The 24,032-nt window shown below is 66.6% G+C and carries 25 protein-coding genes; 11 read left to right on the plus strand and 14 right to left on the minus strand.

What is annotated here, in order from left to right; all coding sequences use genetic code 11:
• From M1247_RS09025 to M1247_RS09045, 5 genes are all read right to left on the minus strand, one after another.
• Positions 1 to 789, minus strand: a complete 789-nt coding sequence (locus tag M1247_RS09025; protein WP_317155938.1) for an ABC transporter ATP-binding protein — start codon at positions 787 to 789, stop codon at positions 1 to 3.
• On the minus strand, positions 786 to 2,468 hold the full coding sequence (locus tag M1247_RS09030; protein WP_317155939.1) for a dipeptide/oligopeptide/nickel ABC transporter permease/ATP-binding protein: 1,683 nt from the start codon (positions 2,466 to 2,468) through the stop codon (positions 786 to 788). The genes M1247_RS09025 and M1247_RS09030 overlap by 4 nt, the downstream gene beginning before the upstream one ends.
• Positions 2,465 to 3,460 (minus strand): ABC transporter permease, encoded by a 996-nt coding sequence (locus tag M1247_RS09035; RefSeq protein ID WP_317155940.1) that lies wholly within the window; start codon positions 3,458 to 3,460, stop codon positions 2,465 to 2,467. Before M1247_RS09035 ends, M1247_RS09030 begins: the two co-directional genes overlap by 4 nt.
• Positions 3,460 to 5,058, minus strand: coding sequence for an ABC transporter substrate-binding protein (locus M1247_RS09040; RefSeq protein ID WP_317155941.1), 1,599 nt, complete (start codon positions 5,056 to 5,058; stop codon positions 3,460 to 3,462). Before M1247_RS09040 ends, M1247_RS09035 begins: the two co-directional genes overlap by 1 nt.
• 168 nt (positions 5,059 to 5,226) lie before the next feature.
• Positions 5,227 to 6,387 carry a CdaR family transcriptional regulator gene (locus M1247_RS09045; protein WP_317155942.1) on the minus strand — a complete coding sequence of 387 codons (1,161 nt, stop codon included), beginning with the start codon at positions 6,385 to 6,387 and terminating at the stop codon, positions 5,227 to 5,229.
• Positions 6,388 to 6,520: 133 nt separating this feature from the next.
• Between M1247_RS09045 and M1247_RS09050 the strand changes: the two genes are divergently transcribed.
• The 3 genes from M1247_RS09050 to M1247_RS09060 are packed head-to-tail and all read left to right on the plus strand — an operon-like array spanning position 6,521 to position 9,455.
• Positions 6,521 to 7,945, plus strand: a complete 1,425-nt coding sequence (locus M1247_RS09050) for a sodium:solute symporter family protein (protein WP_317155943.1) — start codon at positions 6,521 to 6,523, stop codon at positions 7,943 to 7,945.
• Positions 7,942 to 8,070: a hypothetical protein gene (locus M1247_RS09055; protein WP_317155944.1), complete on the plus strand. Its 129-nt coding sequence runs from the start codon at positions 7,942 to 7,944 to the stop codon at positions 8,068 to 8,070. The genes M1247_RS09050 and M1247_RS09055 overlap by 4 nt, the downstream gene beginning before the upstream one ends.
• The gene (locus tag M1247_RS09060) at positions 8,067 to 9,455 is read left to right on the plus strand and encodes a D-amino acid dehydrogenase (RefSeq protein ID WP_317155945.1); all 1,389 of its coding nucleotides are present in this window, start codon (positions 8,067 to 8,069) and stop codon (positions 9,453 to 9,455) included. The genes M1247_RS09055 and M1247_RS09060 overlap by 4 nt, the downstream gene beginning before the upstream one ends.
• On the opposite strand, the gene M1247_RS09065 is transcribed toward M1247_RS09060, so the two are convergent.
• Both M1247_RS09065 and M1247_RS09070 read right to left on the minus strand, forming a co-directional pair.
• Positions 9,336 to 10,535: a class I SAM-dependent RNA methyltransferase gene (locus tag M1247_RS09065; RefSeq protein ID WP_317155946.1), complete on the minus strand. Its 1,200-nt coding sequence runs from the start codon at positions 10,533 to 10,535 to the stop codon at positions 9,336 to 9,338. The genes M1247_RS09060 and M1247_RS09065 overlap by 120 nt on opposite strands.
• Positions 10,532 to 12,538: an APC family permease gene (locus tag M1247_RS09070; protein ID WP_458695202.1), complete on the minus strand. Its 2,007-nt coding sequence runs from the start codon at positions 12,536 to 12,538 to the stop codon at positions 10,532 to 10,534. The genes M1247_RS09065 and M1247_RS09070 overlap by 4 nt, the downstream gene beginning before the upstream one ends.
• A gap of 98 nt (positions 12,539 to 12,636) precedes the next feature.
• Between M1247_RS09070 and M1247_RS09075 the strand changes: the two genes are divergently transcribed.
• A complete protein-coding gene (locus M1247_RS09075; protein WP_317155948.1) occupies positions 12,637 to 13,311 on the plus strand; it encodes a potassium channel family protein in 675 nt (224 codons plus the stop codon).
• A gap of 34 nt (positions 13,312 to 13,345) precedes the next feature.
• On the plus strand, positions 13,346 to 14,014 hold the full coding sequence (locus M1247_RS09080; RefSeq protein ID WP_317155949.1) for a potassium channel family protein: 669 nt from the start codon (positions 13,346 to 13,348) through the stop codon (positions 14,012 to 14,014).
• A 4-nt stretch (positions 14,015 to 14,018) separates the two neighbouring features.
• Here the strand turns inward: M1247_RS09080 and M1247_RS09085 are convergent, their stop codons facing one another.
• Positions 14,019 to 14,708: a DUF3159 domain-containing protein gene (locus M1247_RS09085; protein WP_410506840.1), complete on the minus strand. Its 690-nt coding sequence runs from the start codon at positions 14,706 to 14,708 to the stop codon at positions 14,019 to 14,021.
• Positions 14,705 to 15,076 carry an OB-fold nucleic acid binding domain-containing protein gene (locus M1247_RS09090; RefSeq protein ID WP_317155950.1) on the minus strand — a complete coding sequence of 124 codons (372 nt, stop codon included), beginning with the start codon at positions 15,074 to 15,076 and terminating at the stop codon, positions 14,705 to 14,707. The genes M1247_RS09085 and M1247_RS09090 overlap by 4 nt, the downstream gene beginning before the upstream one ends.
• Positions 15,077 to 15,210: 134 nt before the next feature.
• Here M1247_RS09090 and M1247_RS09095 point away from each other — a divergent pair, with 134 nt between their 5' ends.
• Positions 15,211 to 15,909 (plus strand): alpha/beta fold hydrolase, encoded by a 699-nt coding sequence (locus M1247_RS09095; RefSeq protein ID WP_317155951.1) that lies wholly within the window; start codon positions 15,211 to 15,213, stop codon positions 15,907 to 15,909.
• Between the two features lie 80 nt (positions 15,910 to 15,989).
• Here M1247_RS09095 and M1247_RS09100 read toward each other — a convergent pair whose 3' ends face one another.
• On the minus strand, positions 15,990 to 16,745 hold the full coding sequence (locus M1247_RS09100; RefSeq protein WP_317155952.1) for a DUF3710 domain-containing protein: 756 nt from the start codon (positions 16,743 to 16,745) through the stop codon (positions 15,990 to 15,992).
• Positions 16,745 to 17,209 carry a dUTP diphosphatase gene (gene dut, locus M1247_RS09105; RefSeq protein WP_317155953.1) on the minus strand — a complete coding sequence of 155 codons (465 nt, stop codon included), beginning with the start codon at positions 17,207 to 17,209 and terminating at the stop codon, positions 16,745 to 16,747. Before dut ends, M1247_RS09100 begins: the two co-directional genes overlap by 1 nt.
• 25 nt (positions 17,210 to 17,234) lie before the next feature.
• Here dut and M1247_RS09110 point away from each other — a divergent pair, with 25 nt between their 5' ends.
• A complete protein-coding gene (locus M1247_RS09110) occupies positions 17,235 to 17,714 on the plus strand; it encodes a DUF3093 domain-containing protein (RefSeq protein WP_317155954.1) in 480 nt (159 codons plus the stop codon).
• Between the two features lie 11 nt (positions 17,715 to 17,725).
• Here M1247_RS09110 and M1247_RS09115 read toward each other — a convergent pair whose 3' ends face one another.
• Entirely contained in the window at positions 17,726 to 18,028 is a 303-nt protein-coding gene (locus M1247_RS09115; protein ID WP_317155955.1) for a DUF4193 domain-containing protein, read from the minus strand.
• 165 nt (positions 18,029 to 18,193) lie between these two features.
• On the opposite strand from M1247_RS09115, the gene cei reads away from it, so the two are divergent.
• Positions 18,194 to 18,844 (plus strand): envelope integrity protein Cei, encoded by a 651-nt coding sequence (gene cei, locus M1247_RS09120; RefSeq protein ID WP_317155956.1) that lies wholly within the window; start codon positions 18,194 to 18,196, stop codon positions 18,842 to 18,844.
• Here the strand turns inward: cei and M1247_RS09125 are convergent.
• A complete protein-coding gene (locus M1247_RS09125; RefSeq protein WP_410506841.1) occupies positions 18,818 to 19,669 on the minus strand; it encodes an inositol monophosphatase family protein in 852 nt (283 codons plus the stop codon). The genes cei and M1247_RS09125 overlap by 27 nt on opposite strands.
• Positions 19,670 to 19,795: 126 nt before the next feature.
• Between M1247_RS09125 and ppgK the strand changes: the two genes are divergently transcribed.
• The 3 genes from ppgK (at position 19,796) to M1247_RS09140 (ending at position 23,183) form a co-directional block, all read left to right on the plus strand.
• Positions 19,796 to 20,605, plus strand: coding sequence for a polyphosphate--glucose phosphotransferase (ppgK, locus tag M1247_RS09130; RefSeq protein ID WP_317155958.1), 810 nt, complete (start codon positions 19,796 to 19,798; stop codon positions 20,603 to 20,605).
• 207 nt (positions 20,606 to 20,812) lie between these two features.
• Complete coding sequence (locus M1247_RS09135) at positions 20,813 to 22,210, plus strand: RNA polymerase sigma factor (RefSeq protein WP_317156180.1); 1,398 nt, start codon at positions 20,813 to 20,815, stop codon at positions 22,208 to 22,210.
• Positions 22,211 to 22,319: 109 nt separating this feature from the next.
• Positions 22,320 to 23,183, plus strand: a complete 864-nt coding sequence (locus M1247_RS09140) for an alpha/beta fold hydrolase (protein WP_317156181.1) — start codon at positions 22,320 to 22,322, stop codon at positions 23,181 to 23,183.
• On the opposite strand, the gene M1247_RS09145 is transcribed toward M1247_RS09140, so the two are convergent.
• On the minus strand, positions 23,164 to 24,024 hold the full coding sequence (locus M1247_RS09145; protein ID WP_317155959.1) for an SDR family oxidoreductase: 861 nt from the start codon (positions 24,022 to 24,024) through the stop codon (positions 23,164 to 23,166). The genes M1247_RS09140 and M1247_RS09145 overlap by 20 nt on opposite strands.
• Between the last annotated feature and the right edge of the window lie 8 nt (positions 24,025 to 24,032).

The following is a 24,032-nucleotide window of genomic DNA, read 5'->3' on the forward strand; positions in this document are numbered from 1 at the left end:
TCAAACCTCCTGTGGTTGGGTGCTGGTCAACGGACGGCCGGATGCGGCCGCGACGAGCGCGGCGGTGTACCGGTGCGCGGGCTGGCCGAGGACCTGTGCGGTACGGCCGGATTCGATGATCCGTCCGTCGCACATCACGACCGTGCGCGTGCAGCTGCGTGCGGCCAATCCCAGGTCGTGGGTGATGTGCACGACCGCGAGGTTCTGCGTGGCGGCGAGTTCGGTCATCAGATCGACGATCTCGATCCGCAGCGATGCGTCGAGGCCGCTCGCCGGTTCATCGGCGAGCAGCAGCCGAGGCTGGGTCACCAGCGCTCGCGCAAACGCGACCCGTTGCCGCTGCCCACCGGACAATTCGTGTGGAAAGCGGTCCAGGTAGTCCGCGGTCGGCGTCAGGTGCACGCGCTCAAGCGCGGTGATCGCTGCGCCCCGGCGGCTGCGGGCATCGCCCTGCCTGTGGATGACCATCGGCTCGCTGACGATGTCCACCACCCGCAGGCTCGGCGGCAGCGACGCATACGGATCTTGGAACACCAGATGCATGCCGCGGCGTGCCCGCCGGCCGCGACGTCGACTCGCGGCGGTGAGGTCCACGCCGGCGAACCGGATCACGCCCGATGTCGGTCTCACCAGTCCGGCGACGGCACGGGCGAGGGTTGACTTACCGGCGCCCGACCCACCGACGAGGGCCACCGTTTCGCCCTCCTGCACCCGCAACGTCACCTCGGCAACCGCGGCCACACCATCGAACTCCACTGAGAGCGAGTCAATTTCGAGCAGCGCACTCATCGCATCACCTCCTGCACAGCAGGTTCGAGCCGCGGAGCCGAGTCGACAAGCCGTCGGGTGTAGGGATGCCGAGGCGCGGCCGTCACCTGCGCGACGGTTCCGATCTCGACGAGCACACCGTCCTTCATCACCGCGATACGATCCGCGATCCGTTCGATGACCGGCAGGTTGTGCGTGACGATCAGCAGGGCCAACGAATGCCGGGTCCGCAGTTCGTCGAGAAGCGTGAGTATCTTCGCTTCGCGGAGCACGTCGAGGCCGCTGGTGGGTTCGTCGGCGATCAGCACATCCGGCTCGTTGGCCAGGGCCATCGCGATGACCACCCGCTGCCTCATTCCGCCGGAGAACTGGTGCGGGTACGCGTTGACATCCTCGGCGGCCAGCCCCACCTGCCCGAGCAACTCGACGGTGCGCGCTCGCGCGGTGGCACGGCTGCCGCTGCGATGAGCCAGGATCGCCTCGTCGATCTGGGATCCGATGGTGCGCACCGGATTCAGCGCACTGAGTGCATCCTGCGGGATGAGCGAGATCCGGTTGCCGCGTATCGCCCGCAGCTCGGCGGCAGGCATGGCCGCGACATCATGCCCGGAGACCAGGACCCGGCCCGACGTGATGCGTCCCGCTGGCGGTAACAATCCCATCGCCGCGGCGGCGACGGTGGACTTACCGCTGCCCGATTCGCCGACCAGGCCGACGATCTCGCCGGCGGCGACGGTGAAGCTGACGTCGGCGGCACCGACATACCCCAGCTCGCCATACAGCACGGAGAGGCGCTCGACGACGAGCGGGTCGTGGCTGCCGATCGGGGCTTCCGGCACCGTGTCCTCGTGGCGGGGACGGCGGAGCCGGACCAGGATCGGCTGGGAGCGTTCTTCGATCACGTTGCCCAACAAGGCGAATGCCAGCACCGTGATCGCGATGGCCAGTCCTGGCGGCAGCACCCACCACAGCCAGGCATCGGTGAGGAAGGCGTTGCGGGCGTGCGCCATCGACAGCATCGATCCCCAACTCGCCGCCGAGATGTCACCCAGGCCGAGAAAGGCCAAGGTTGCCTCCAACAAGATCGCGGTCTTGATGGTGAGGACGAATTGCGGGACGACAAGGGGAATTACCGCCGGTGTGAGATGGCGGCGCAGTACGTACAGCGCGCCGGCACCCATCGCACGTTCGGCTTGGATGTAGTCGCGTTCCCGCAGGCTCAACACCTGAGCGCGTAGCTCACGGGCCAGTCCGGCCCACAGCACCGCGGCGATCACCATCACCTGAGTGCGCAGGCCGGGACCGGCGAATACCCCGATGACGATGGTCAGCGGCAGCACGGGCAGTGCCAGTACGACGTCGACGGCGCGCATCAGCACGGTGTCCACCGGCCCGCGCGCATAGCCGGCGAGGACGCCGACGATCGTGCCGATCGTGGTCGCGGCGACCGCGGCGACGATACCGACGAACAGCGAGATCCGCGCGCCGTGGACGAGCATGGACAGTAGATCGTGACCGACATCGTCACCGCCGAGCCAATGCGCCGCAGAGGGCCTCGCGAACGGCCTGGTGACGCGTTCGGTCGGGTCATGCGGTGCCAACCACGGCGCCGTGAGCGCGGCGATCAGCAGCACTGCGAGGATGCTCGCGCCGACCAGCGCGAGCCGTTGCGAGCGGTTTTTCACCCCCAGGAACGTCATGGGTTCACCGCCGCAGGCTTTTTCGCCTCGGTTCGGTCGCGGCGGACCCGCGGATCGAGCAGTGGATAAGTCAGGTCGGCCACCACGTTGGCCGCGACGATTCCGACGGTCGCGAACAGGAATGCACCCTGCAGCAACGGGTAGTCTCGCGCGGTCACCGCGTCGTAGATGAGCTTGCCCAGGCCCGGGTAGGCGAATACGGTCTCGACGACGACCGTTCCCGACAGCATCACCCCGAGAGCGAGGGTCAGTGTGGTGTAGACCGGCAGCAGCGCATTACGCAGGGCGTGCCCGATCGCAATGCGGTACTCGTTCAGGCCCTTGGCCCGCGCGAGTCGGACGAACGGTTCGTCGAGCACGCTGATCATCGAGGCGCGGGTCATCAGGAAGAAGGCGCCGATCCCGGCGATGGTCAGCGTCGCGATGGGCAGCACCATCCGAGAGCCGACCTCGACGAGCCAGTCGCCGCCCGTCGCGGTGATCGTCGCCGCGCCGTAGGACGGGAACCAGCCGAGGCTCACCGAGAAGACCGCGATCAGGATCATGCCGATCCAGAAGCCGGGCATCGCGTCAAGTGCGAGAACCGTGACCACGGTGCCGGTTTCCTTGGCAGTGCCGCGCCGCCACGCCGCCCAGGCGCCGAGCAGGGTTCCCAGCACGAACGCCAGCAGCGTAGCGATGCCGACGAGCGCGAGGGTCCACGGCAGCTTGTCGGCGAGTACGTCGACGACCGGACGATTGTGCTGCACCGACATCCCGAGGTCGCCGTGGAGCAGGCCGGACCAGAACGAGACGTACTGCTCGAGGATCGGCCGGTCCAGCCCGTAACCTTTGCGGATCTCCGCGAGCAACTCGGGAGCCAGCGTCTGCTCGGCTCCCCCGTACAGGTAGACGACCGGATCGCCTGGGGCCAGGTGCGGCAGCGCGAAGTTCAATGTCACCGCCGCCCACAACACCAGGGCGTATTGCCCGGCGCGCCGCACCAGGGCCATCAGTCCTGCGGTGCTTCCGCTTTGGCCGCCTCGACCACCTCCGACGGCAGGAACGACCACTTGTGCACGATGCCGTAACCGGGGGTCTCGATCCATCCGGCGAACGTGTCGGCGCGGTAGCCCCAGTGCTCCTCGGGGTAATACAGGGCGATGGCGGTCGGCTGCCGGTTGAACAGCTTCTGCATCTTCTGCATGGCGGCGATGCGCGCGTCATTGGTCTCGGTCGCCTTCCACTCCTCGTAGAGGGCATCGAACTCCGGGTACGCGATATCCGGATGTCTCCACAGGTTGCCGGAGCGGTGGGACATGATGAACTGCGTCGGATCGGCGACCGCGTGCGGCGAATTCGTTCTGATGTACAGGTCGTAGTCCATGTTCGCCGAGGCCTCGGCGAGTGACCCCGCGTCGAGTGGTTTGACCGTCACCGCGACGCCGGCCTCGGCGAAGTCCTCGACGATCAGCTCGGCGGCACGCACGTGCGGGGCGTCGCCGCCGTCGACGACGAGCGTGAAGGTCATCTGCTCACCGGCGGGGTTCTCCCGAATGCCGTCACCGTTGGTGTCGACCCAGCCGAGCTGATCGAGCAACGTCGTGGCCTGTTGGGGCTCATACGGGGTCGAGGCCTCCGGATCGGCGAACGGCGCGTCCGGGTGGACGTAGCCCTGGGTGGCGGGCCGACCCCGGCCGAGGGCGACGACGTCGAGCAACTGGTCGCGATCGACCGCGAAGTTCAGCGCCGCCCGAAAGTCCGGCTGCGCGAACGGTTCCCGGGTGTAGTTGAGTTTGACCTCGGGATAGGTCAGCGGCGCCGTGCTGACGACTCCGATCTCGTCCGACGCGCTGAACTGGTCCACGAGTTCCGGGGTGAGCGCGCGGTCGACGGCGTCGATCTGGCCCGAGCGCAACGCGGTGAAGGCCGCCGACGAATCACTGATGACCGGCATCACGAGTTCGCCGACCGTCGGGGCGCCCGCGAAGTAGTCGGCATTGGCCTCGAATCGATACCCGCTTGTCGGGCTGTAGTCGACAAGCTTGTACGGGCCGGTCCCGACCGGTAGATCGGTGACCTCCTTGGCCTTGGCCGGGTCCACCGTCGACCAGACATGCTCGGGCAGGACCGGCAGATCGGCGAGCGTCACGGTGCCGAGTTCCGGACACGCGTAGTCGCACACGAAGCGGACGGAGTTGGCGCCGGTGGCCTCGACACCGGCGATGGACGGGGTGTCGTTGACGTGGTGGGTGAACCGCCCGGTGGGCGCGGCGTGCATGAAGTGGAAACTGAAAACGACGTCGTCGGCGGTGAAAGGCTCGTCGTCGTGCCAGGTGACGTCGTCGCGCAGGTCGACGTCCCAGGTGGTCGCGTCGACCTGACGGACATCGGTGGCCAGCCATGGCTGCGGATCGGCTACGTACGGAGACGGTGCGAGGAGCTTGTCGTAGATCAATTCGGTCAGCTGATCCGTCTGGCCCGCAAAAATATTGAGCGGTCCACTGTCTTCGGACAACGCGACGGTCAGGGAGTCAGCGGAGGCCGGCCCTGCCGGTGTCGAATCGGTCGTGCCGCAGGCAGCCAGCAGGACCGCCGTTGCAAGAACCACCGCGGCGCCGCGCAGGCGCCGGCATCTAACCGTCAACTGAAACTCGTTTCCAAGGCTAAATAAGGTCTGGCTTACCTAACTTCATTAGCCCGGACCCTAGATGACCCGCACTCAGAATGCCAGCCACACTCGGCGTTACCACCCTGAGTGTTCAGATAATCGGTTGTGTTACACCACATTTCGGTCTGATGCGCCGAGCCGATCGATCACGCAGGTGACGTACAGTGCCACCGCCAGGCCCGGTTCGTCCAGTGAACGGTCCAGTAGGCGGGCAATCTTCTCCAGGCGGTAGATCAACGTATTGCGGTGCACGTGGAGGTTGTGGGCCGCACGGGTGATGTTGAAAGCGCTGTCACCCCACGCGATCAGCGTCTCACGCAGTGAAGTCCAGTCCCGATCGCCCAGCAGCGGGGCAAGCAGCCCTTCGACCAGGCGGGCGCGCGAGTCGATCGGCACCACCGACAACGCCTGATGCAACCGAACCTGCTCGATCTCGTGGATCCTCGCGCCGGGCTGCGCGATCGGCCCCACCTTGAGCGCATCGTAAGCGTCGCGCGCGGAGAGGTTGAGCGCGGCGACGCCCGAACCGGCCGACCCGATAGCCACCCGGACCAGCAGTCCGCGATCGGCAGCGGCCGCCACAAGGTCGTCACAGCGTTGCGCGATGGACGATTCACCGGCCGGCTCCTCGGGTGTCGCGACCGCAACCACCGTCCGGGACAGCGACGCGATGAGGTCCTCGCCGAGATGAAACGTCGCCTCGACGAGGCGAGGGATCTGCTCCGACTCGATCTCGAGCTGGGAACGGTCGAGATCGTCCCAGTGGACCAGCACGATGCGCCGCGGCACCGTCAGGTCGTACCCGAGAGTGCGGCCGCGTCGCGCCAGCTGCGCCTGCGGCATCCGAGACCGATGCCATTCGCAGATTTCCGCCAGCAGCTCGGTGGTGGCGCGTTCACGAGTCATCCGTGAGCCGATCCGGGCGGCCTCCTGCATCAGGATCTCGGTTTGCCGTTTGACCACCAGGCCGAACTGCTCGACCTCTTCCGGAGGACCGGACAGCCCGACGGTCCCGACCACGACATCGTCGATGACCAGCGGCGTGGTCACCCCGGGCAGCGTGCCGACCAGGTCATGGACGTCCTCGCTGGAATGCGACATGGTCCGCCTGCTGCGGATCACCTCGACGGAGGCTTCGTGGAACTGGCCGATTCGCGATTCGTCGCCGCTGCCGACCACGATCCCCGACTCGTCGGAGATCATCACGTTGTAGCCGATCACGTCGGTGATCTCGTTGGCGATCTGCTGGGCGAGAGCTCGTCCGAGCATCACCACCTCCCACCAGCGATTTAGGCAATTTGCCTAAAATTTGCACGGTATACCTCGGTAGTTTAGCCACTTCGACCAGTGACGTCGGTCACCATCTCTCCATACGATGATGCGAATACGACAAGGAGTTCGCATGGCGCCTATCGACTGGGCTTTGTTAACAGGCTATTTCGCCCTGCTCGTCGTCATCGGCATTCAGACGATGAAGCGGATCAAGAACCCCGACGACTTCGCCGTCGCCGGAAACAGAATCGTCTGGCCGGTCTTCTTCGGAAGTCTCGCTGCGGCGTTTCTCGGCGGGGGTGCGTCGATCGGCATCGCCGGTGCCACCATGCGTGACGGCTACGTGTACATGTTCGCCTTCTGCGCGTTCGGCATCCAGACGGTGCTCGTCGGACTGTTCATCGCCCCCAGGCTGAAGAACTACCGCGGTGCACACACCCTTGGCGACGTCATGGATGAGCACTACGGCAAGCCGGCCCGAATCGTCACCGGTGTTCTCTCGCTCGCGTTGTGCTCGGGAATCCTCGGCGCTCAGGCCCTGGCGATCGGCACCGTGGTCAACGCCACCCTGGATGTACCCACCGGACCCGCGGTGATCATCGGCATGGGGATCGTGGTGCTGTACTCCTCGTTCGGCGGCGCGTGGGCGGTGATCCAGACCGACATGCTGCAGTTCGTCTTCCTCGGTGTCTTCCTGCCGGTCGCACTGCTGATCGGACTGCATGCCGTCGGCGGACCGGTCGCACTGTTCGATCAGGTTCCGGTGAACCACCTCACGTTGCTCGGCGATTACACCCCGTTGAAGTTCCTCACCCTGTTCGTGGCCCTGCTGCTCGGCGAGACGCTGGTACCGCCATATGCCCAACGCACCTTCTCGACCCCCGATTCGCGGCACGCCAAGATCGGCTACACCATGGCGGGGTTCTTCTCGTTCTTCTTCTACTTCGTCTCCGCATCGATCGGCCTGATCGCCCTGGTGCTCTACCCCGATATCAAGACCGACGAGGCACTCCCGACCGTCGTGATGCGACTCATGCCGGTCGGCATTCTCGGCCTGGTCATCGCCGCCCTGCTGGCGGTGGTGATGTCCACCGCCAGTTCATATCTCAATTCGACGGCCGTGGTGCTGACCAAAGATATCTATCAGCCGACGCAGAGTGCACCGATACCACCGAAACGTCGGCTCGCGATCGAACGCACCGCCAGCGTGGTAGTCGGCGCAGCCGCAACGATATTCGCGCTCAGCGTGCCGTCGATCGTCGATGCGCTGCTCTACAGCTACGCACTCTGGGCACCTACGATCATCGTTCCCCTGTTCGGCGCAGTGCTCTTCGGGATCAGGTCTGCACCCGCCGCACTGTCCGCGATCGCCGCGGGCGCACTGGTGACCGGGGTGTGGCAGTGGGGCCTGGACGCTCCGTTCGGGCTCGATGACGGACTCATCCCCGGCGTGCTCGCCAATCTCGTGGTCTACACCGTCGTCGCGGCAGCCACTGCCAACCGCTACCCACGCCGGCGCCAACCCATACTCGCCGCACAAGGAGAATCCGCATGATCCTCAACCTGCTCTACTACGGCGTACCCGTCCTGGTCATCGCGGTGACACTGTGGGTCGGATTCCTCGGCTGGCGCTTCTACGTGCAGCAGGTGCTGCGCGACAATGGAGGAGACTCGGAATGAAAATTGCTGTGATCGGCGCCGGAGTCGTCGGTGTCGCCGCCGCGCACACCTTGGCCGAGCGTGGGCACGAAGTCCATGTCTACGATCGCCGGGCCGCCGTCGCCACTGACACCTCGGCAAGCACCGGAGGGCTGATCGCGCCGGGACATTCTTACACCTGGGCATCACCGAGCGCGCCGACGATGCTGCTGCGCTCGCTGCTCGGCGGAGAAGCCTCGATCAGGGTCAAGCCGCGCGCCGACGCCGCCCTGATGCAATGGGGGCTGCGGTTTCTGCGGGAGTGCACACCGTCGCGGTCACGGGCCAACACGCTGGCCAAGCTCGAAATCGCCCGCTACAGCCAACAATTGATGGACGAACTCGCGCTCCGCGAAGGGCTGGAGTTCTGCCACACCGACAAGGGCGTGCTGTACCTCTACCGTAGCGAGACGGAATTCGCTGACGCCGTAACAAGATCAGCACTGTTGCGCGACCACGGACGTCAACAGGCTGCCCTCGACGCCGTGCAGATCGCAGCGGTAGAGCCGGCACTGCGCCACGTCGTGTCGGAGTTCGCCGGTGCGATCCACGACACCTCCGACGCCACCGGCGACCCGCAACGGTTCGCCCGTGCGCTCGCGGAGGCCTCCGGCCGCCTCGGCGTCGAATTCCACCTGTCCACCCCGATCCTCGGCCTGAGCACCGACGGGGCAAGCATCACCGGCCTGCGCACCGCTGACGGTGAGATCCGTTCGGATGCCTTCGTACTCGCCGCCGGATCGGCCAGCCCGTTGCTCGCCCGGGACATCGGTGTGTACCTCCCGGTGTATCCGGCGAAGGGCTACAGCGTGACCGCGACGATCAAGGACCCCGACCGTGCCCCGTTACTGGGCGGCATCGACGAACGGTTCATGGTGGCGTGGTCCCGGTTCGGCTCCGAACTGCGGATGTCGGCCACCGCGGAATTCGTCGGCTATGACCGCAGTGCGGCCCCGGCCGACTACGCCGGTATCCTCGCCGCCGGTGACCGCTTGTTCCCCGGGGCCATCGACTGGGCAGGCGCGCACTACCGAACCGGGCTGCGCCCCGTAACGCCGGACGGGCCACCGCTGATCGGGCTGGGACGCCACGACAACCTGTACTACAACACGGGTCACGGGAACGTCGGTTGGACCATGGCGTGCGGCTCGGCCAGGATGCTCGCCGACCTGATGGACGGGCAACAACCAGACATCGATCCGACGCCCTACAACCCGGTGCTCAGGCGCAGGCACCAGCGGTCGGGGTCACCTCGTCAGTACGGCAACGCACTCCACATGGTGGGTGAGCGGGAACGAGTCGAACACGCGAAGCTCCTCCACCGCGTATCCGTGCCGCAGATACAGGCCGACATCACGCGCGAATGACGCTGCCTCACACCCGATATGGATGATCCGGGGCACATCCGCGGCGGCCAGGGCGTCGACGACCTCGCGGCCGGCCCCGGTGCGCGGCGGATCGAGCACCGCGACATCTGCGCGTCCGGTCTGAGCGGCCAGCGCACGCCGCACCGAGTCGGTGACCACCGACACCCAGGGCAGGTCCGACAGCGCTTCGCGGGCCGAACGGGACGCGCCACGTGAGGTGTCCACGGTGACGACACGCCCGCTCTCCCCCACCCCCTCTGCCAGGGCTGCGGCGAAAACCCCTGCACCGCCGTACAGGTCCCACGCGGTCAGGCCCGGCCGCAACTGCGCCCAGGCTGCCACCAGCTCGCTGTAGAGCGCAGCGGCATCGCGGTGTGCCTGCCAGAATGCCGTCACCGGCACCCGCCACCGGCGCCCGCCGATCTGCTGCACGGCCTCGTAGTCGCCTTCGACGACCCGGGTCGTGGCCTTGCGGGCGCCCTTGGGCCCGGACTGCACGACATGACGCCGGCCCTCGGCGTCGAGTGCCACGTGCAACTGCGCCCCGGGCTGCCAGTGCAGGGCGGACAGCCCGTCGACAAGCCCGTCCGCCAACTGCGCACAGTTCAGATCGGTGACCAACTCATCGCTGTGGTACCGGTGAAAGCCGGCCTTCCCCTCGGCCGTGGTGTCAAGGCGCACCCTGGTGCGCCACCCCGTGGCACCCGTGGCGCCAACGGCCTCGGCGGTGGCGGTTTCCTCGTCATGCCACTGGAATCCCCCGAGGCGCGCCAACTGGTTGGCCACCACGGCGCCCTTGAGCCTGCGCGCCGCGGCAGGCTCCACGAACGCCAGGTCGCAGCAGCCGGCGCCGTGCACCCCGGCGATCGCGCACAGCGATTCGACGCGATCGGGCGATGGGTCGACAACCTCGACAACGTCTGCGTGCCAATAAGATCCGCGCTCATCACGCACGCGGACCCGTACCTTCTCCCCGGGCAGGGCATAGCGGACGAATACCACCCGGCCGTCGTGCCGTGCCACACAGCTGCCACCGTTGGCCGCCGCACCGGTGGTCAGGGTCAGCTCCAGCTCCGTCATTCCAGGAATCCTCTACGTGCATCGCCCGGGGTCGCCCGAGGCTGCAGCGCCTTCAGGCGCTCCGACGAACTGAGTTGCCACGGAACCGATGTCACCATCACATTCGGCATGAACAGCAGACGGCCCTTGAGCCGTAGCGCACTCTGGTTGTGCAGCACCTGCTCCCACCAGTGGCCGACCACGTACTCGGGAATGAACACCGTGACCACCGTACGCGGCGATTCCTTGGTGACCCGCTTGACATAATCGAGTACCGGGCGGGTGATCTCCCGGTACGGGGACGCGATCACCTTGAGCGGCACGCTGATATCGCTGTCCTCCCACTGATGCACCAGGGCCCGCGTTTCAGCGTCGTCGACACTGACCGTGATCGCCTCCAGCACATCGGGCCGAGTGGCCCGGGCATAGGCCAGCGCCCGTTTGGTCGGCATGTGCAGTTTGGACACCAGCACCACGGCGTGATTGCGGCTCGGCAGCACGATGTCGCCATCCTCGCCGTCATCCTGCTCGTCGAGTTCGCGCGCGACCGTTTCGTAATGCTTGTGGATGAGTCTCATGATGACGAACAAACCGGTCATCGCCAGAATCGCGATCCAGGCCCCGGCGACGAACTTCGTCACCACCACCACCACGAGCACCGTTCCCGTCGCGGACAGACCGATCGTGTTGATCACCCGCGAACGTTGCATCTTGCCACGTACGGCGGGATCGGTCTCGGTGCGCAGCAGTCGGGTCCAGTGCCGCACCATGCCGATCTGGCTGAGGGTGAACGATACGAACACCCCGACGATGTAGAGCTGGATCAGCGCGGTCACCTCGGCGCGGAACGCCAGCACGAACGCCACCGCCGCGAAGGCCAGGAACAGGATGCCGTTGGAGAACGCCAGCCGGTCACCGCGGGTGTGCAGCTGACGCGGCAGGAAACGGTCCTGGGCCAGAATGGAACCCAGCACCGGGAAGCCGTTGAACGCGGTGTTCGCCGCGAGCATCAATATCAGTGCGGTCACCCCGGCGATCGCGTAGAGGCCGATGGGGAAATCGTGGAACACCGCGTCGGCGAGCTGGGCGATGAGCGTCTTCTGGTGATAGTCGGCCGGGGCGCCGATCAACTGCTCGTGCGGCCGTTCTGCCATCTGCACGCCGGTGGCCTTGGCCAGCATGATGATCCCCATGAACAGCGTCACCGAGATCACGCCGAGCAGCAGCAGCGTGGTGGCTGCGTTGCGCGACTTGGGTTTCCGGAACGCGGGGACGCCGTTACTGATCGCCTCCACACCGGTCAGGGCCGCCGACCCGGACGAAAACGCCCGCGCCACCAGGAACACCAGCGCGAAGCCCAGCACCTCGCCGTGTTCGGAATGCATCTCGAACCCGGCCGACTCCGCGCGCAGCGGATGCCCCAGCACATAGATCTGGAACAGACCCCAGCCGAGCATGATGAAGATGCCGATCATGAACGCGTAGGTCGGGATGGCGAACGCCGTGCCCGATTCCCTGATACCGCGCAGGTTGATCGAGGCCAACAGCAGGATCGCGATCACCGCGAACAGCACCTTGTGCTGGGCGACGAATGGCACCGCTGAACCGATGTTCGACATCGCCGACGACATCGACACAGCGACGGTCAGCACGTAGTCCACCATGAGCGCGCTGGCCACCGTCAGTCCCGCGGTGGGCCCGAGGTTTGTGGTGACCACCTCGTAGTCACCACCACCCGACGGGTAGGCATGCACGTTCTGCCGGTAGCTGGCGATCACGATGAGCATGACCCCGGCCACCGCGAGGCCGATCCACGGCGTCATCGAGTAGGCGCTGAGCCCGGCCACCGAGAGGACCAGGAAGATTTCCTCCGGGGCGTAGGCCACCGAGGACAACGCATCGGAGGCGAAGACGGGCAGTGCGATCCGTTTGGGCAACAGCGTGTGAGAGAGCTTGTCGCTGCGGAACGGCCGCCCTAGTACCAACCGGCGCGCTGCGGTCGAAAGCTTGGACACGAGAGCCAAGAGTAAGCCCGAAGGCAAATGCCCGCCGGAAAGCTGTAGCGTTCCGAGTGCACAGGTTGAACCAGAGCTTCTTTTTCGCCATCGGAAAGGACCGAAGGGTGCGTGTAGTCGTTATGGGGTGCGGCCGGGTAGGCGCGTCCCTTGCAGACAGCCTGACCCGGATCGGCCACGACGTCGCGGTCATCGACCGGGACAGCACCGCATTCCATCGCCTGTCCCCTGAGTTCACCGGCGAACGTGTGCTGGGCATGGGGTTCGACCGCGATGTGCTGCTGCGGGCAGGCATCGAGCATGCGGGCGCCTTCGCGGCGGTGTCCTCGGGCGACAACTCCAACATCATCTCGGCACGCGTGGCCAGGGAGACGTTCGGCGTCGAACGGGTGGTGGCCCGTATCTACGACGCGAAGCGTGCCGCCGTGTACGAACGGCTGGGAATCCCCACCGTGGCCACCGTGCCGTGGACCACCGACCGCCTGCTCAATGTGCTCACCAAGGAAACCGAGACCACGAAATGGCGTGATCCGTCGGGCAACGTGGGTGTCGCCGAGCTACCGCTGCACGAGGATTGGGCCGGGCACCGCGTCACCGACCTGGAGAGCGAGACCAGCGGGCGGGTGGCCTTCATCATCCGCTTCGGCGGCGGGCTGCTGCCTGACCCGAAAACCGTCATCCAAGCCGGCGATCAGGTGTACATCGCGGCGGTGGCCGGTCACATTGCCGAAGCCCTCGCCATCGCGGCACTGCCGCCCAGCGCGGACCTGGAGTCCGAATGAAACGCGCCGACGACGATTGTGAGGAGTGGCGCCGATGAAAGTCGCCATCGCGGGTGCAGGCGCCGTGGGCCGCTCCATCGCGCGGGAACTGCTCGAAAGCAACCATGACGTGACGCTGCTCGAACGCAACCCCGATCACATCGACGAGGACGCCATTCCGGCTGCGCAGTGGCACCTCGGCGATGCCTGCGAACTCACCATGCTGGAGTCGGTGCACCTGCAGGAATTCGACGTGGTGATCGCAGCGACGGGTGACGACAAGGTCAATGTGGTGGTGAGCCTGCTGGCCAAGAGCGAGTTCGCGGTGCCCCGCGTGGTCGCCAGGGTCAACGATCCCCGCAACGAGTGGTTGTTCGACGAGAGCTGGGGCGTCGACGTCGCGGTGTCCACACCGCGGATGCTGGCCTCGCTGGTCGAGGAGGCTGTCGCGGTCGGTGACCTGGTACGGCTCATGGAGTTCCGTAAGGGACAGGCGAACCTGGTCGAGATCACCCTGCCGGACGACACGCCCTGGGGCGGTAAGCCGGTCAAGCGGCTCGAACTGCCCCGCGACGTGACCCTGGTGACGATCCTGCGGGGGTCCAGGGTGATCGTGCCCGAATCCGATGAACCCCTCGAAGGTGGCGACGAATTGCTGTTCGTGGCCGTCACCGACTCCGAGGATGAATTGCGCGAACTGGTGCTGCACCCCGCGGCACGCTGAACTCTCAGTCGGCGAGTTCAGCGGCCTGCTGGGAATGCAGGGCCCGCTGGGCGGTGCGGATGGCCAGGTAGGTGACCAGTGCCGCGATGGCGGTCAAGGGCCAGCCCATCGCGATGCGGGCGAAGCCCAGCCAGCCGGTCTCGTCGGCGTCGTACAGGTACTCCTGGACGACGAACCTGGATGCGAACACCAACACCCAGGTGATCGTGGCTACATCGAAAGCCAGCACGGCCTTGCGCACCTCGCGCCAGGCCCGGTCGTGGGAGTTGACCCAGCCCCACACATAACCGACGAGGGGCCTGCGGACCAGCACCGAGATGCCGAACACCACCGCCCACAGCAGTGATGTCCAGATACCAAGCAGGAAATAACCTTTGGACTCCCCCACCGCGTACGCGATCAACGCGCTGACGCCTACTGCGAAGAAGCCGGAGATCGCGGGCTGCACGGAATCGCGCCGAATCAGCCGCCAGATCAAGATCAGGGTCGCCACGCCCAGGGCCGCGCCGATCGCCGGCATGAGGCCGAACGCCGAAGACACCGGGACGAAAACGACGACCGGCAGTGACGAGTAGATCAGACCGCTGACGCCGCCCATCTGTTCCAGCACGGCAGCCCCGCGGGCAGGGGCCAACCCCGGCTCACTCGGAGGGGGTTGAGATGCGTCGCCTGTGTTCTTGTCGGCCTGACTCACTTCTGAATTTCATAGTGCGGGTTGTAGATCGCCTTGCTGCCGTTCTCCAGCTTGCCGATCCGGCCGTGCACCCGCAAGGTGCGACCCGATTCGATGCCAGGGATGCGGCGTTGACCGAGCCACACCAGCATCACCGTGTCGGTGCCGTCGAACAGTTCGGCCTTGACACCGCCGGAACAGCCCTTGCCGTTGCACTCGACGCTGCGCAGCGTGCCCACCATCGTGACTTCCTGACCGCGTTGACAGTCGATCGCCCGCTGAGCGCCGGTGTTGGCGGCTTCATCGCTGAGCTCTTCGACGTCGAGTTGTTCGGGGTCTTCCGTCAGGCGTCGAGTGAGCCGACGCAGATACCCTTCGGCCGTAGCCATGGTCTCTCCTGACCTTCTGCGAATCCACTGTGGATCCGCCCAACCAACGCCACCGTAGACCTCTTGTAGCACGAATGCCACGTGGGGCACGCCCGGGCGCACAACGAATTTGACGAGCCAGGCACGATCATGTGATGGACGTCATTTTGCGCGGTGTCACAACGGTTCTCCTGCCCGGCACCGGCTCTGACGACGATTACGTCTACCGCGCATTTTCCGACGCATTACACGAGGTCAACGCCGTGGTGGTGACACCGTCGCCCCGCCCGGACCGACTCCTCGACGGTTACCGCGAGGCGCTGGACGCCGCTGCGCGCTCCGGCCCCATCGCGGTCGGCGGCGTCTCCATCGGCGCCGTGGCGGCCGCCACATGGGCGTTGGCGCACCCCCACCTGGCCGTCGCGGTGCTCGCCGCACTGCCGCCATGGACAGGTTCCCCACAGAATGCCCCGGCCGCATTGCTGGCACGTCAGTCCGCGCACCTGCTGCGCCGCGACGGGCTGTCGGCGACGGTTTCGCAGATGCGCGCCTCCAGCCCGCCGTGGCTGGCCGACGAACTGACCCGGTCCTGGCTGGGTCAGTGGCCCACCCTTTCCGATGCGATGGACGAAGCAGCCTGCTGTCCCGCGCCCAGCTGCGCCCAACTGGAGACGCTCGCCGTGCCCATGGGCGTCGCCGTAGCCACCGACGATCCGGTGCACCCCGCGGAGGTCGGCTTCGAATGGGTCGCCGCGGCCCCCCGAGCGGCCCTGCGCACCGTCACCCTCGAACAGCTGGGCCTCGATACCGGGGCGCTGGGCGCGGCCTGCGTGGCGGCACTTCAGGACGCCTAGACACACGCCCAGATCAACGTAATGGTCGCTGTCCGCGAGGGACAGCGACCATTACGTTGATCTGGGCGTGTATTGCAGGACTACCCACCTGTGATGGTGCGGAGCTGCTGCATCGCCGAGCCCTGGGCGCTACGGCGGGCCACCGGCTCGGGCGCCTGTTCCTGCGGCGGCTGTTCCTGGGCTTGAGGCCCTCCGGCGGCCTCGGCAGCGGCACGCAGCTGGGCCGCCATCGGTTCCGGTAGCTCCACCTGCAGCGGTGTGCGCACCGGCATCGGCGTGTCGCCGCGACGAATCACCGTGTCGGCCAGAGATGTCCGAGCTTCCTCGGTGAGTCTGTCGATGGTGTCCGGCGTGCCATTGACCACACAACGCACCATCCACCGGGAGCCGTCGACGCCGATGAACCGCACCATGCCGCCGTTACCCTCGCCGATCACCTCGCGGCCCCACGGCCCGTCCTGGATGGTGACGGAGGTGGCGTCCTTGCGCAGTGAGTCGGCCAGCTCAGTGGCCACCTCACGCCACAGCCCGGGCGTCTTGGGCGCGGCGTAAGCGGCAATGGTGAAGCGGCCGTTGGGCGTCACCACCCAGACGGCGCTGGGCGCACCCGCTTCATTGAGCTCGACCTGGACCTGGCCGCCGTCCGGCATCGGGATCAGCACCGAGCCCAGATCGAGCCTGCCCTGGACCGCCACGTCCGCATCGTCGAAGTCCTCGATGTCGAACGGGCCCTCGAGCTCGTCGTCATCTTCTGCCGCCACCACCGGCTCGTCAGCGACCGTGTCATCGGCCGTGGCGTCGCTCGTGTCGTTTTTACTGCGCTTTCCGAATGCCATCACAAACTCGCATGTCCGCCGGAGGAACCGTAGCCGCCATCGCCACGGGTGGTGTCGGCCAGGCCGGCCTCGTCGAACGAGGTCACCTCTACCAACTCGGGAAGTTCTACCCGCTGCACCAGCAGCTGGGCAATCCGGTCACCGCGGTTCACCACGATCGGTGTCTGCGGATCGAGATTGATGAGCGAAACCTTGATTTCGCCGCGATAACCGGCATCGACCGTGCCCGGGCTGTTGACGATCGAAAGACCCACTCGTGCAGCCAGACCCGAACGGGGGTGCACCAGGCCGACCATGCCGTGCGGGATTGCGACGGCAATCCCGGTCGGCACCAGCGCCCGCTGTCCAGGGGCCAGTTCGACATCGTGGGCGCTGTAAAGGTCGACGCCCGCGTCGCCATCATGGGCCCGGGTGGGCATCGGCAGTTCGCGGTCCAATCGGACGACCGCCAAAGAGTTGGACACGACGCCACAGATTACTCTGAGCCGCGTGTCGGACACGCGCGCAACCACCCAAACCCTGCGGTACCGGGAGCGGTTGTGGGTTCCCTGGTGGTGGATATTGCCCGCGGCCGGGCTGGCCGGGCTGATCGCCTTCGAGGTCGGGATGGGCATCTCAGGCATCCCGGAATGGGTGCCGTTCGCGGTGCTGCTGCCGGTGGCTGCCGCGGTCCTGATGTGGTTCAGCAAGACCGAACTGCGGGTGCTCGGCCGGCCCGGCGGCGACACCGAGGTGTGGGTCGGCGGCGCACACCTGCCGACCAGCGTGATCGCCCGCACTGCGGAGGTGCCACGGTCGGCCAAGTCCGCCGCGCTCGGACGCCAGCTGGATCCGGCGGCGTACGTGGTGCACCGGGCGTGGATCGGCCCCATGATCCTTGTGGTGCTCGACGATCCGGACGATCCCACCCCCTACTGGCTGATCAGCACGCGCCATCCGGACCGTCTCCTCGCCGCGTTGAACGAGTGAGTCGGACTGCGTCAGGCGGCGCAGTCGGTGCAGATCATCAGACCGTTCTTCTCGCTGGCGAGTCGGCTGCGGTGGTGCACCAGGAAGCAGCTCGAACACGTGAACTCGTCGGCCTGCTTCGGCACCACCCGAACCGACAGCTCCTCGCCGGAAAGATCGGCGCCGGGTAGCTCGAAAGATTCAGCGGTCTCGGTTTCATCGACGTCGACAACGGCGGACTGAGCCTCATTGCGCCGAGCCTTCAACTCCTCGAGCGAATCCTCAGAAACCTCGTCTGTCTCGGTGCGCCGCGGTGCGTCGTAGTCGGTAGCCATCGTTCCCATCCCCTCCGTAACCTTGCAGCTGAGCTTTGTACCAGCGTCGAACGCATTCCCCAAATGATTCGTGCCCGTATTGCCACACGTTTCAGTGTGATTTATGTCACACTATGGCCTGAGCTCCATCGCGGCACTCAGCGACCTTGGCTTTAGAGTGCAGGGGTGGTCGCGCAAATCACCGAAGGCACAGCGTTCGATCGGCATGGTCGCCCGTTCCGTCGGCGTCACTTCGTCCCCGGCATTGTGCTCTTCGCCGTGCTGGCCGTGGTGTCGCTCACAGTCTGGGTCGTCGCACTGAACCGACAGACCGATGTCCACGAGGCAACGGTGTGCAATGCGCCGCCCGCACCCGCCGATCCCGCCACGCCTGTGCTCGGCGAGCAGGTGGCCCGCTCTGCGATGACCGACGTCGCCCCGGCTCCACTGGCCGAGGCCAGGATTCGTGTACTCAACGCCAGCGGGCAGGGCGGACAGGCCGGCGAAGTGGCCAGCGCATTACGCGATCTCGGTTTCGCGCAGCCGGAGGCCAGCAACGACCCGATCTACTCCAGCGTCCGACTGGAGTGCCAGGGGCAGATCCGATTCGGTCCGACCGGTCGAACGGCGGCCGCGGCGGTCTGGCTGGTGGCACCGTGCACCGAACTGTTCCAGGACGAAAGGCCGGACGCCACAGTTGATCTGGCGCTCGGTACCGAGTTCAGCGAATTGGCCAGCAGCGACGACATCAATGCGGTGCTGGCCAGCCTGCGCCCCGACGCCACGGCGCCCGCCGATTCCGCGCTGCTGTCAAAGATCCACACCGGCGCCTGCTAGCGCGTCGTGCAGCGCGTCGGCGACGCCGGGGGCTGCCGCCGCCAGCACCGCCACGCCGCTCGGCGCCGGAAGCCACACGGTCGCACCGGCCTCCGCGGCGATCAGCGCTGCGGCCGCCCAGTCCCAGACCTGGACGTTGTCCTCGTAGTACGCGTCCAGCTGCCCGGCGGCGACCATGCACAGATCCAGCGCGCACGAGCCGATCCGGCGGACATCGCGCACAGCAGGCAGCAGGTGCGTCAGCAACTCGGCCTGCTGGCGCCGCTGTGCCGGATCGTAGGAGAAGCCGGTCCCCAGCAGCGCCATGCCGAGATCGTCGGCTGCGCTGCAGCGCAGTGGCGTCGTAACGTCCCCGTGGCGCACCTGGGCGCCTTGCCCGAGTGCAGCGGAGTACACCGTGCCCGCGGCCACGTTGGCCACCGCGCCTGCCACTGATCGGCCGTCGCGCTGAACGGCCACCGACACCGCGTAGGCCGGGATCCCGTAGACGAAGTTGACGGTGCCGTCGATCGGGTCGATCACCCAACTCAGGCCCGCACGGCCATCGAATTGGCCGCCCTCCTCCTCGCCCAGCACGTGCTCGCCTGGCCGCAGCTCTGCCAGGCGCTCACGCAGCCAACGCTCCGTCTCGGTGTCGACGATCGTGACCGGATCGGTGGGGCTGCTCTTCGCCCGCACCGTGCGGGCGTCGCCGCCGGTCGGGGCGGATGGGCCCGCCCCGGTGCCGAACACCTCGTTGCGACGGCGGAGGACGAACTCTGCGGCTTCGGTCGCCAACTGCTCGGCGAGAGCACGCAGGACGGCCGGGTCTGTGCTGTTTTCCATCACCTGTCCATCGCAGCACGTCTCCCGAAAAGCCGCGCACCGGGATGCAGGACCGCCCGCGTCGGCGTTCTTGAACTACTAGGGTGAGGGCGCGTCGCCATCCCCCTGTCCTGCGAGGAGCGCTCAATGACCGCAACCGATTCGACCACCACCGACCCGGCAGCCGCAGGCGCCTCCCCCCGCCGAGGATTCGGTGTCGACGTGGGTGGCAGTGGCGTCAAAGGCGGCATCGTCGACCTCGACACGGGAGCGTTGATCGGGGAACGATTCAAGATCGACACACCGCAGCCTGCGACACCGGAGGCGGTCGCCACCACGGTGGCCGCGGTGGTGCGGGAGTTCGCGTGGACCGACAAGGTGGGCGTCACCTACCCGGGCGTGGTGACCAACGGCATCGTCCGCACCGCGGCCAACGTCGATGAGGGCTGGATCGGGGTGAACGCGGCCGAAGTCATCAGCGCCGAACTCGGCGGGCAGCACGTGACAGTGCTCAACGACGCCGACGCGGCCGGCCTGGCCGAGGAACGGTTCGGCGCCGGGGCCGACAACACCGGCCTCATCGTGTTGCTGACGTTCGGCACCGGAATCGGCTCCGCGGTGATCCACAACGGTGTGCTGTTGCCCAACACGGAATTTGGCCATCTCGAGGTGGGCGGTAAGGAGGCCGAGCACCGCGCCGCCTCATCGGTGAAGGAGCGCAAGGACTGGAGCTACGCCCGCTGGACCGAGGAAGTCACCAAGGTTCTGGTGACCATCGAGAACGCGATCTGGCCCGATTTGTTCATCGCGGGCGGCGGCATCAGCCGCAAGGCCGACAAGTGGATACCGATGCTGGAAAACCGCACCCCGGTGGTCGCGGCGGCCCTGCAGAACACCGCCGGGATCGTCGGGGCCGCGATGGCCGCAGCGGTCGACGTCACAGTTACTCCGCAGTAACCAACGCCGGCACCACGCGGTGTGGCATCGAGATTTGCCGCTCGGCACGGTGTTAGCACACACTGTCGTTACAATGGTCTACGGCGGCCGCCTACCGGATAGCGGCGAGTATCCCAGCCGATAACAAACGCCAATATTCGACACAGCCGACGCTTTCGGTGGAGCATGCCCATGCCCACCGGATTACGCAAGACCGAAAGGGTGTACGTGGCAGCGACAAAAGCAAGCCCGGCAACCGATGAGCCGGTGAAGCACACCGCTACCAAGACCCCCGCGAAGAAGGCCCCCGCGAAGCGGGCCGCCAAAGCTCCCGCGGCGAAGGCCGAGGGCAGCACCGCGACCAAGACCCGAGGCCCAGCGGCCAAGAAGGCTCCGGCCAAGCGGGCCGCCAAGGGCACCGCGACCAAGCCTGAGGACGCTTCCGATGATCTCGAGTCGACCGATGACGTCGAGGCGGAGCCCGGCGAGGATCTTGAAGTAGAGGACACCGATATCGAGCTCGAAGAGCTCGACACCGACGACGCCGAGGCGAGCACGCCTGCCGTGGTCAAGCCGACAAGTGCGGTCGCCGAGGACGAGGAGATCGCCGAACCGTCCGAGAAGGACAAGGCGTCCGGCGACTTCGTCTGGGACGAGGAGGAGTCCGAGGCGCTGCGCCAGGCGCGCAAGGACGCCGAGCTCACGGCCTCCGCCGACTCGGTTCGCGCCTATCTCAAGCAGATCGGCAAGGTGGCGCTGCTCAACGCCGAAGAAGAGGTTGAGCTCGCCAAGCGCATCGAGGCAGGCCTGTACTGCACCCAGCTGATGTCCGAATTCGCCGCGAAGGGCGAGAAGCTCACGACGGCGCAGCGCCGCGATTATCAGTGGATCTGCCGCGATGGCGACCGCGCCAAGAACCACCTGTTGGAGGCCAACCTGCGCCTGGTGGTGTCACTGGCCAAGCGCTACACCGGCCGCGGCATGGCGTTCCTGGACCTCATCCAGGAGGGCAACCTCGGTCTGATCCGCGCGGTCGAGAAGTTCGACTACACCAAGGGCTACAAGTTCTCCACGTACGCCACCTGGTGGATCCGCCAGGCCATCACCCGCGCCATGGCCGACCAGGCCCGCACCATCCGCATCCCGGTGCACATGGTCGAGGTCATCAACAAGCTCGGCCGCATCCAGCGTGAGCTGCTCCAGGACCTGGGCCGCGAGCCCACGCCAGAAGAGCTGGCCAAGGAAATGGACATCACGCCCGAGAAGGTGCTGGAGATCCAGCAGTACGCGCGTGAGCCGATCTCGCTCGACCAGACCATCGGTGACGAGGGTGACTCACAGCTCGGTGACTTCATCGAGGACAGCGAGGCCGTCGTGGCCGTGGACGCGGTGTCGTTCACCCTGCTGCAGGATCAGCTGCAATCGGTGCTGGAGACGCTGTCGGAGCGCGAGGCAGGCGTGGTGCGGCTGCGGTTCGGCCTGACCGACGGTCAGCCCCGCACCCTTGACGAGATCGGCCAGGTCTACGGCGTCACCCGCGAGCGGATCCGTCAGATCGAGTCCAAGACCATGTCGAAGCTGCGCCATCCCAGCCGCTCGCAGGTGTTGCGCGACTACCTGGATTGAGAGTCGACACCCTCGGGTGCCGTCAGACCGACGAAAGGGTTGCTCCGCCACGGGCTGAGCAACCCTTTCGTCGTTTTCGCCGCCGGGCCTGGCGCGAGAAAGGACCGATATTCCGGTGTTCGAGTATCAGGAGACACTGCGCGAAGTGAGCACGCCCGCGGGTGTGCTGCGCTATCACGAGGCGGGCGACGGCCCGCCGCTGCTCCTGCTGCACGGCTCGGGCCCCGGTGTGACCGGCTGGCGTAACTTTCGCGGCAACCTCGGAGTGTTCGCCGAGCATTTTCGCTGCCTGATCCTGGAGTTTCCGGGTTTCGGGGTGAGCGACGATTTCGGTGGTCATCCCATGGTGGACGCGCAGGGGGCGGCGGTGGCCTTCGCCGATGCGCTCGGCCTGGACCGCGTCGACGTGGTCGGTAATTCGATGGGCGGCGGGGTCGGCATCAACTTCGCGATCAACCACCCCCACCGGGTGAACCGTCTGGTGACAATAGGCGGTATCGGCACCAGCATCTTCAGCCCGGGTCCCAGTGAAGGCATCCGGCTACTGCAGGAGTTCACCGAGGAACCCACCCGGGCCCGGCTGATCGATTGGCTGAACTCTATGGTGTACGACCGGAAGCTGGTCACCGAGGAGCTCATCGAGGAACGCTGGGCGCTGGCCACCGATCCGACGACGCTGGAATCGGCCCGCCGGATGTACGGCAAGGCGGCGTTCGCGGCCATGATGGCCATGATGCGCAAGTCCGACGCCCCCATGCCGTGGGCGGTCATGCACAAGGTGCAGGCGCCAACGCTACTGACCTGGGGCCGCGACGACCGGGTGAGCCCATTGGACATGTCGCTGATCCCGATGCGCAGCATTCCCAACGCCGAACTGCACGTGTTCCCCAACTGCGGTCATTGGGTGATGATCGAGGCCAAGGCGGCCTTCGAGCGCACTGTGCTGGGGTTTCTCACCGGGGCCGGCGAGTAGCACGATGATGCCGTAGGAACCGCAGCAGATAGCGGGGCACGCCCCTCGCCGGAACGGCGGCAGGCCAGGCGTCGGCGCGGAAGTACGCATCGGATCCACCGTCGACGAAAATGACGCTCCCACACAAGAAGTCGGCAGCATCCGACAGCATGAACATCATCCAGTCGGCCAGCTGCCCGGCGTCCCCGAAACCACCGACCGGCACCGGAAATGCCTTGACCGCCTTGGATTCCCTCGGGTCGGCCAGCTGCTCTTCCAACAACGGTGTCAGAATCGCGCCGGGGGCAAGCGCATTGAGTCGGATGCCTGCTCCGGCCCAGTCGTCACCGACCGCCTCGCGGCGTACCCACCGGGACACCGCAATCTTGGACGCGGCATAGATCATCGGGGGCGCACCCCTGCCGTGGAAGCGGACCGACCGAACGGCCTTGTCACCGTCACCGGCCAAGAATGCACGGACCGCACGTTTCGGCACGGCCGGTGTGGTCGTGGTCGAATTGCTGGCTATCACCACCACTTTCGCGCGACCGGCACGGGCAAAGGCCGGCCGCCAGGCGCGCAACAGGTCGACCACACCAAAATAGTTGACCTGCGCGATCTGGCGTTCACGTCCGGGAACCGGTCCGAGGCCCGCCGCCAGCACCGCGCCGTCGAGGACCCCGCCGCCGGCGGTCAGTACCGCCTCGGCCGCAGCGTGGCGCCCGGCCGCGGTGGACAGGTCGGCGACCACGTCAGCTTCCTTGATGTCCACGCCGATGACGGAATGGCCGGCAGCGCGCAGCCGATCGGCTGCTGCGTAGCCCATTCCCGACGCCGAACCGGTGACGACGTATGTGCCCATCAAGCGCT

This window comes from Mycobacterium appelbergii (assembly GCF_032883035.1).
GTDB lineage: Bacteria > Actinomycetota > Actinomycetes > Mycobacteriales > Mycobacteriaceae > Mycobacterium > Mycobacterium appelbergii.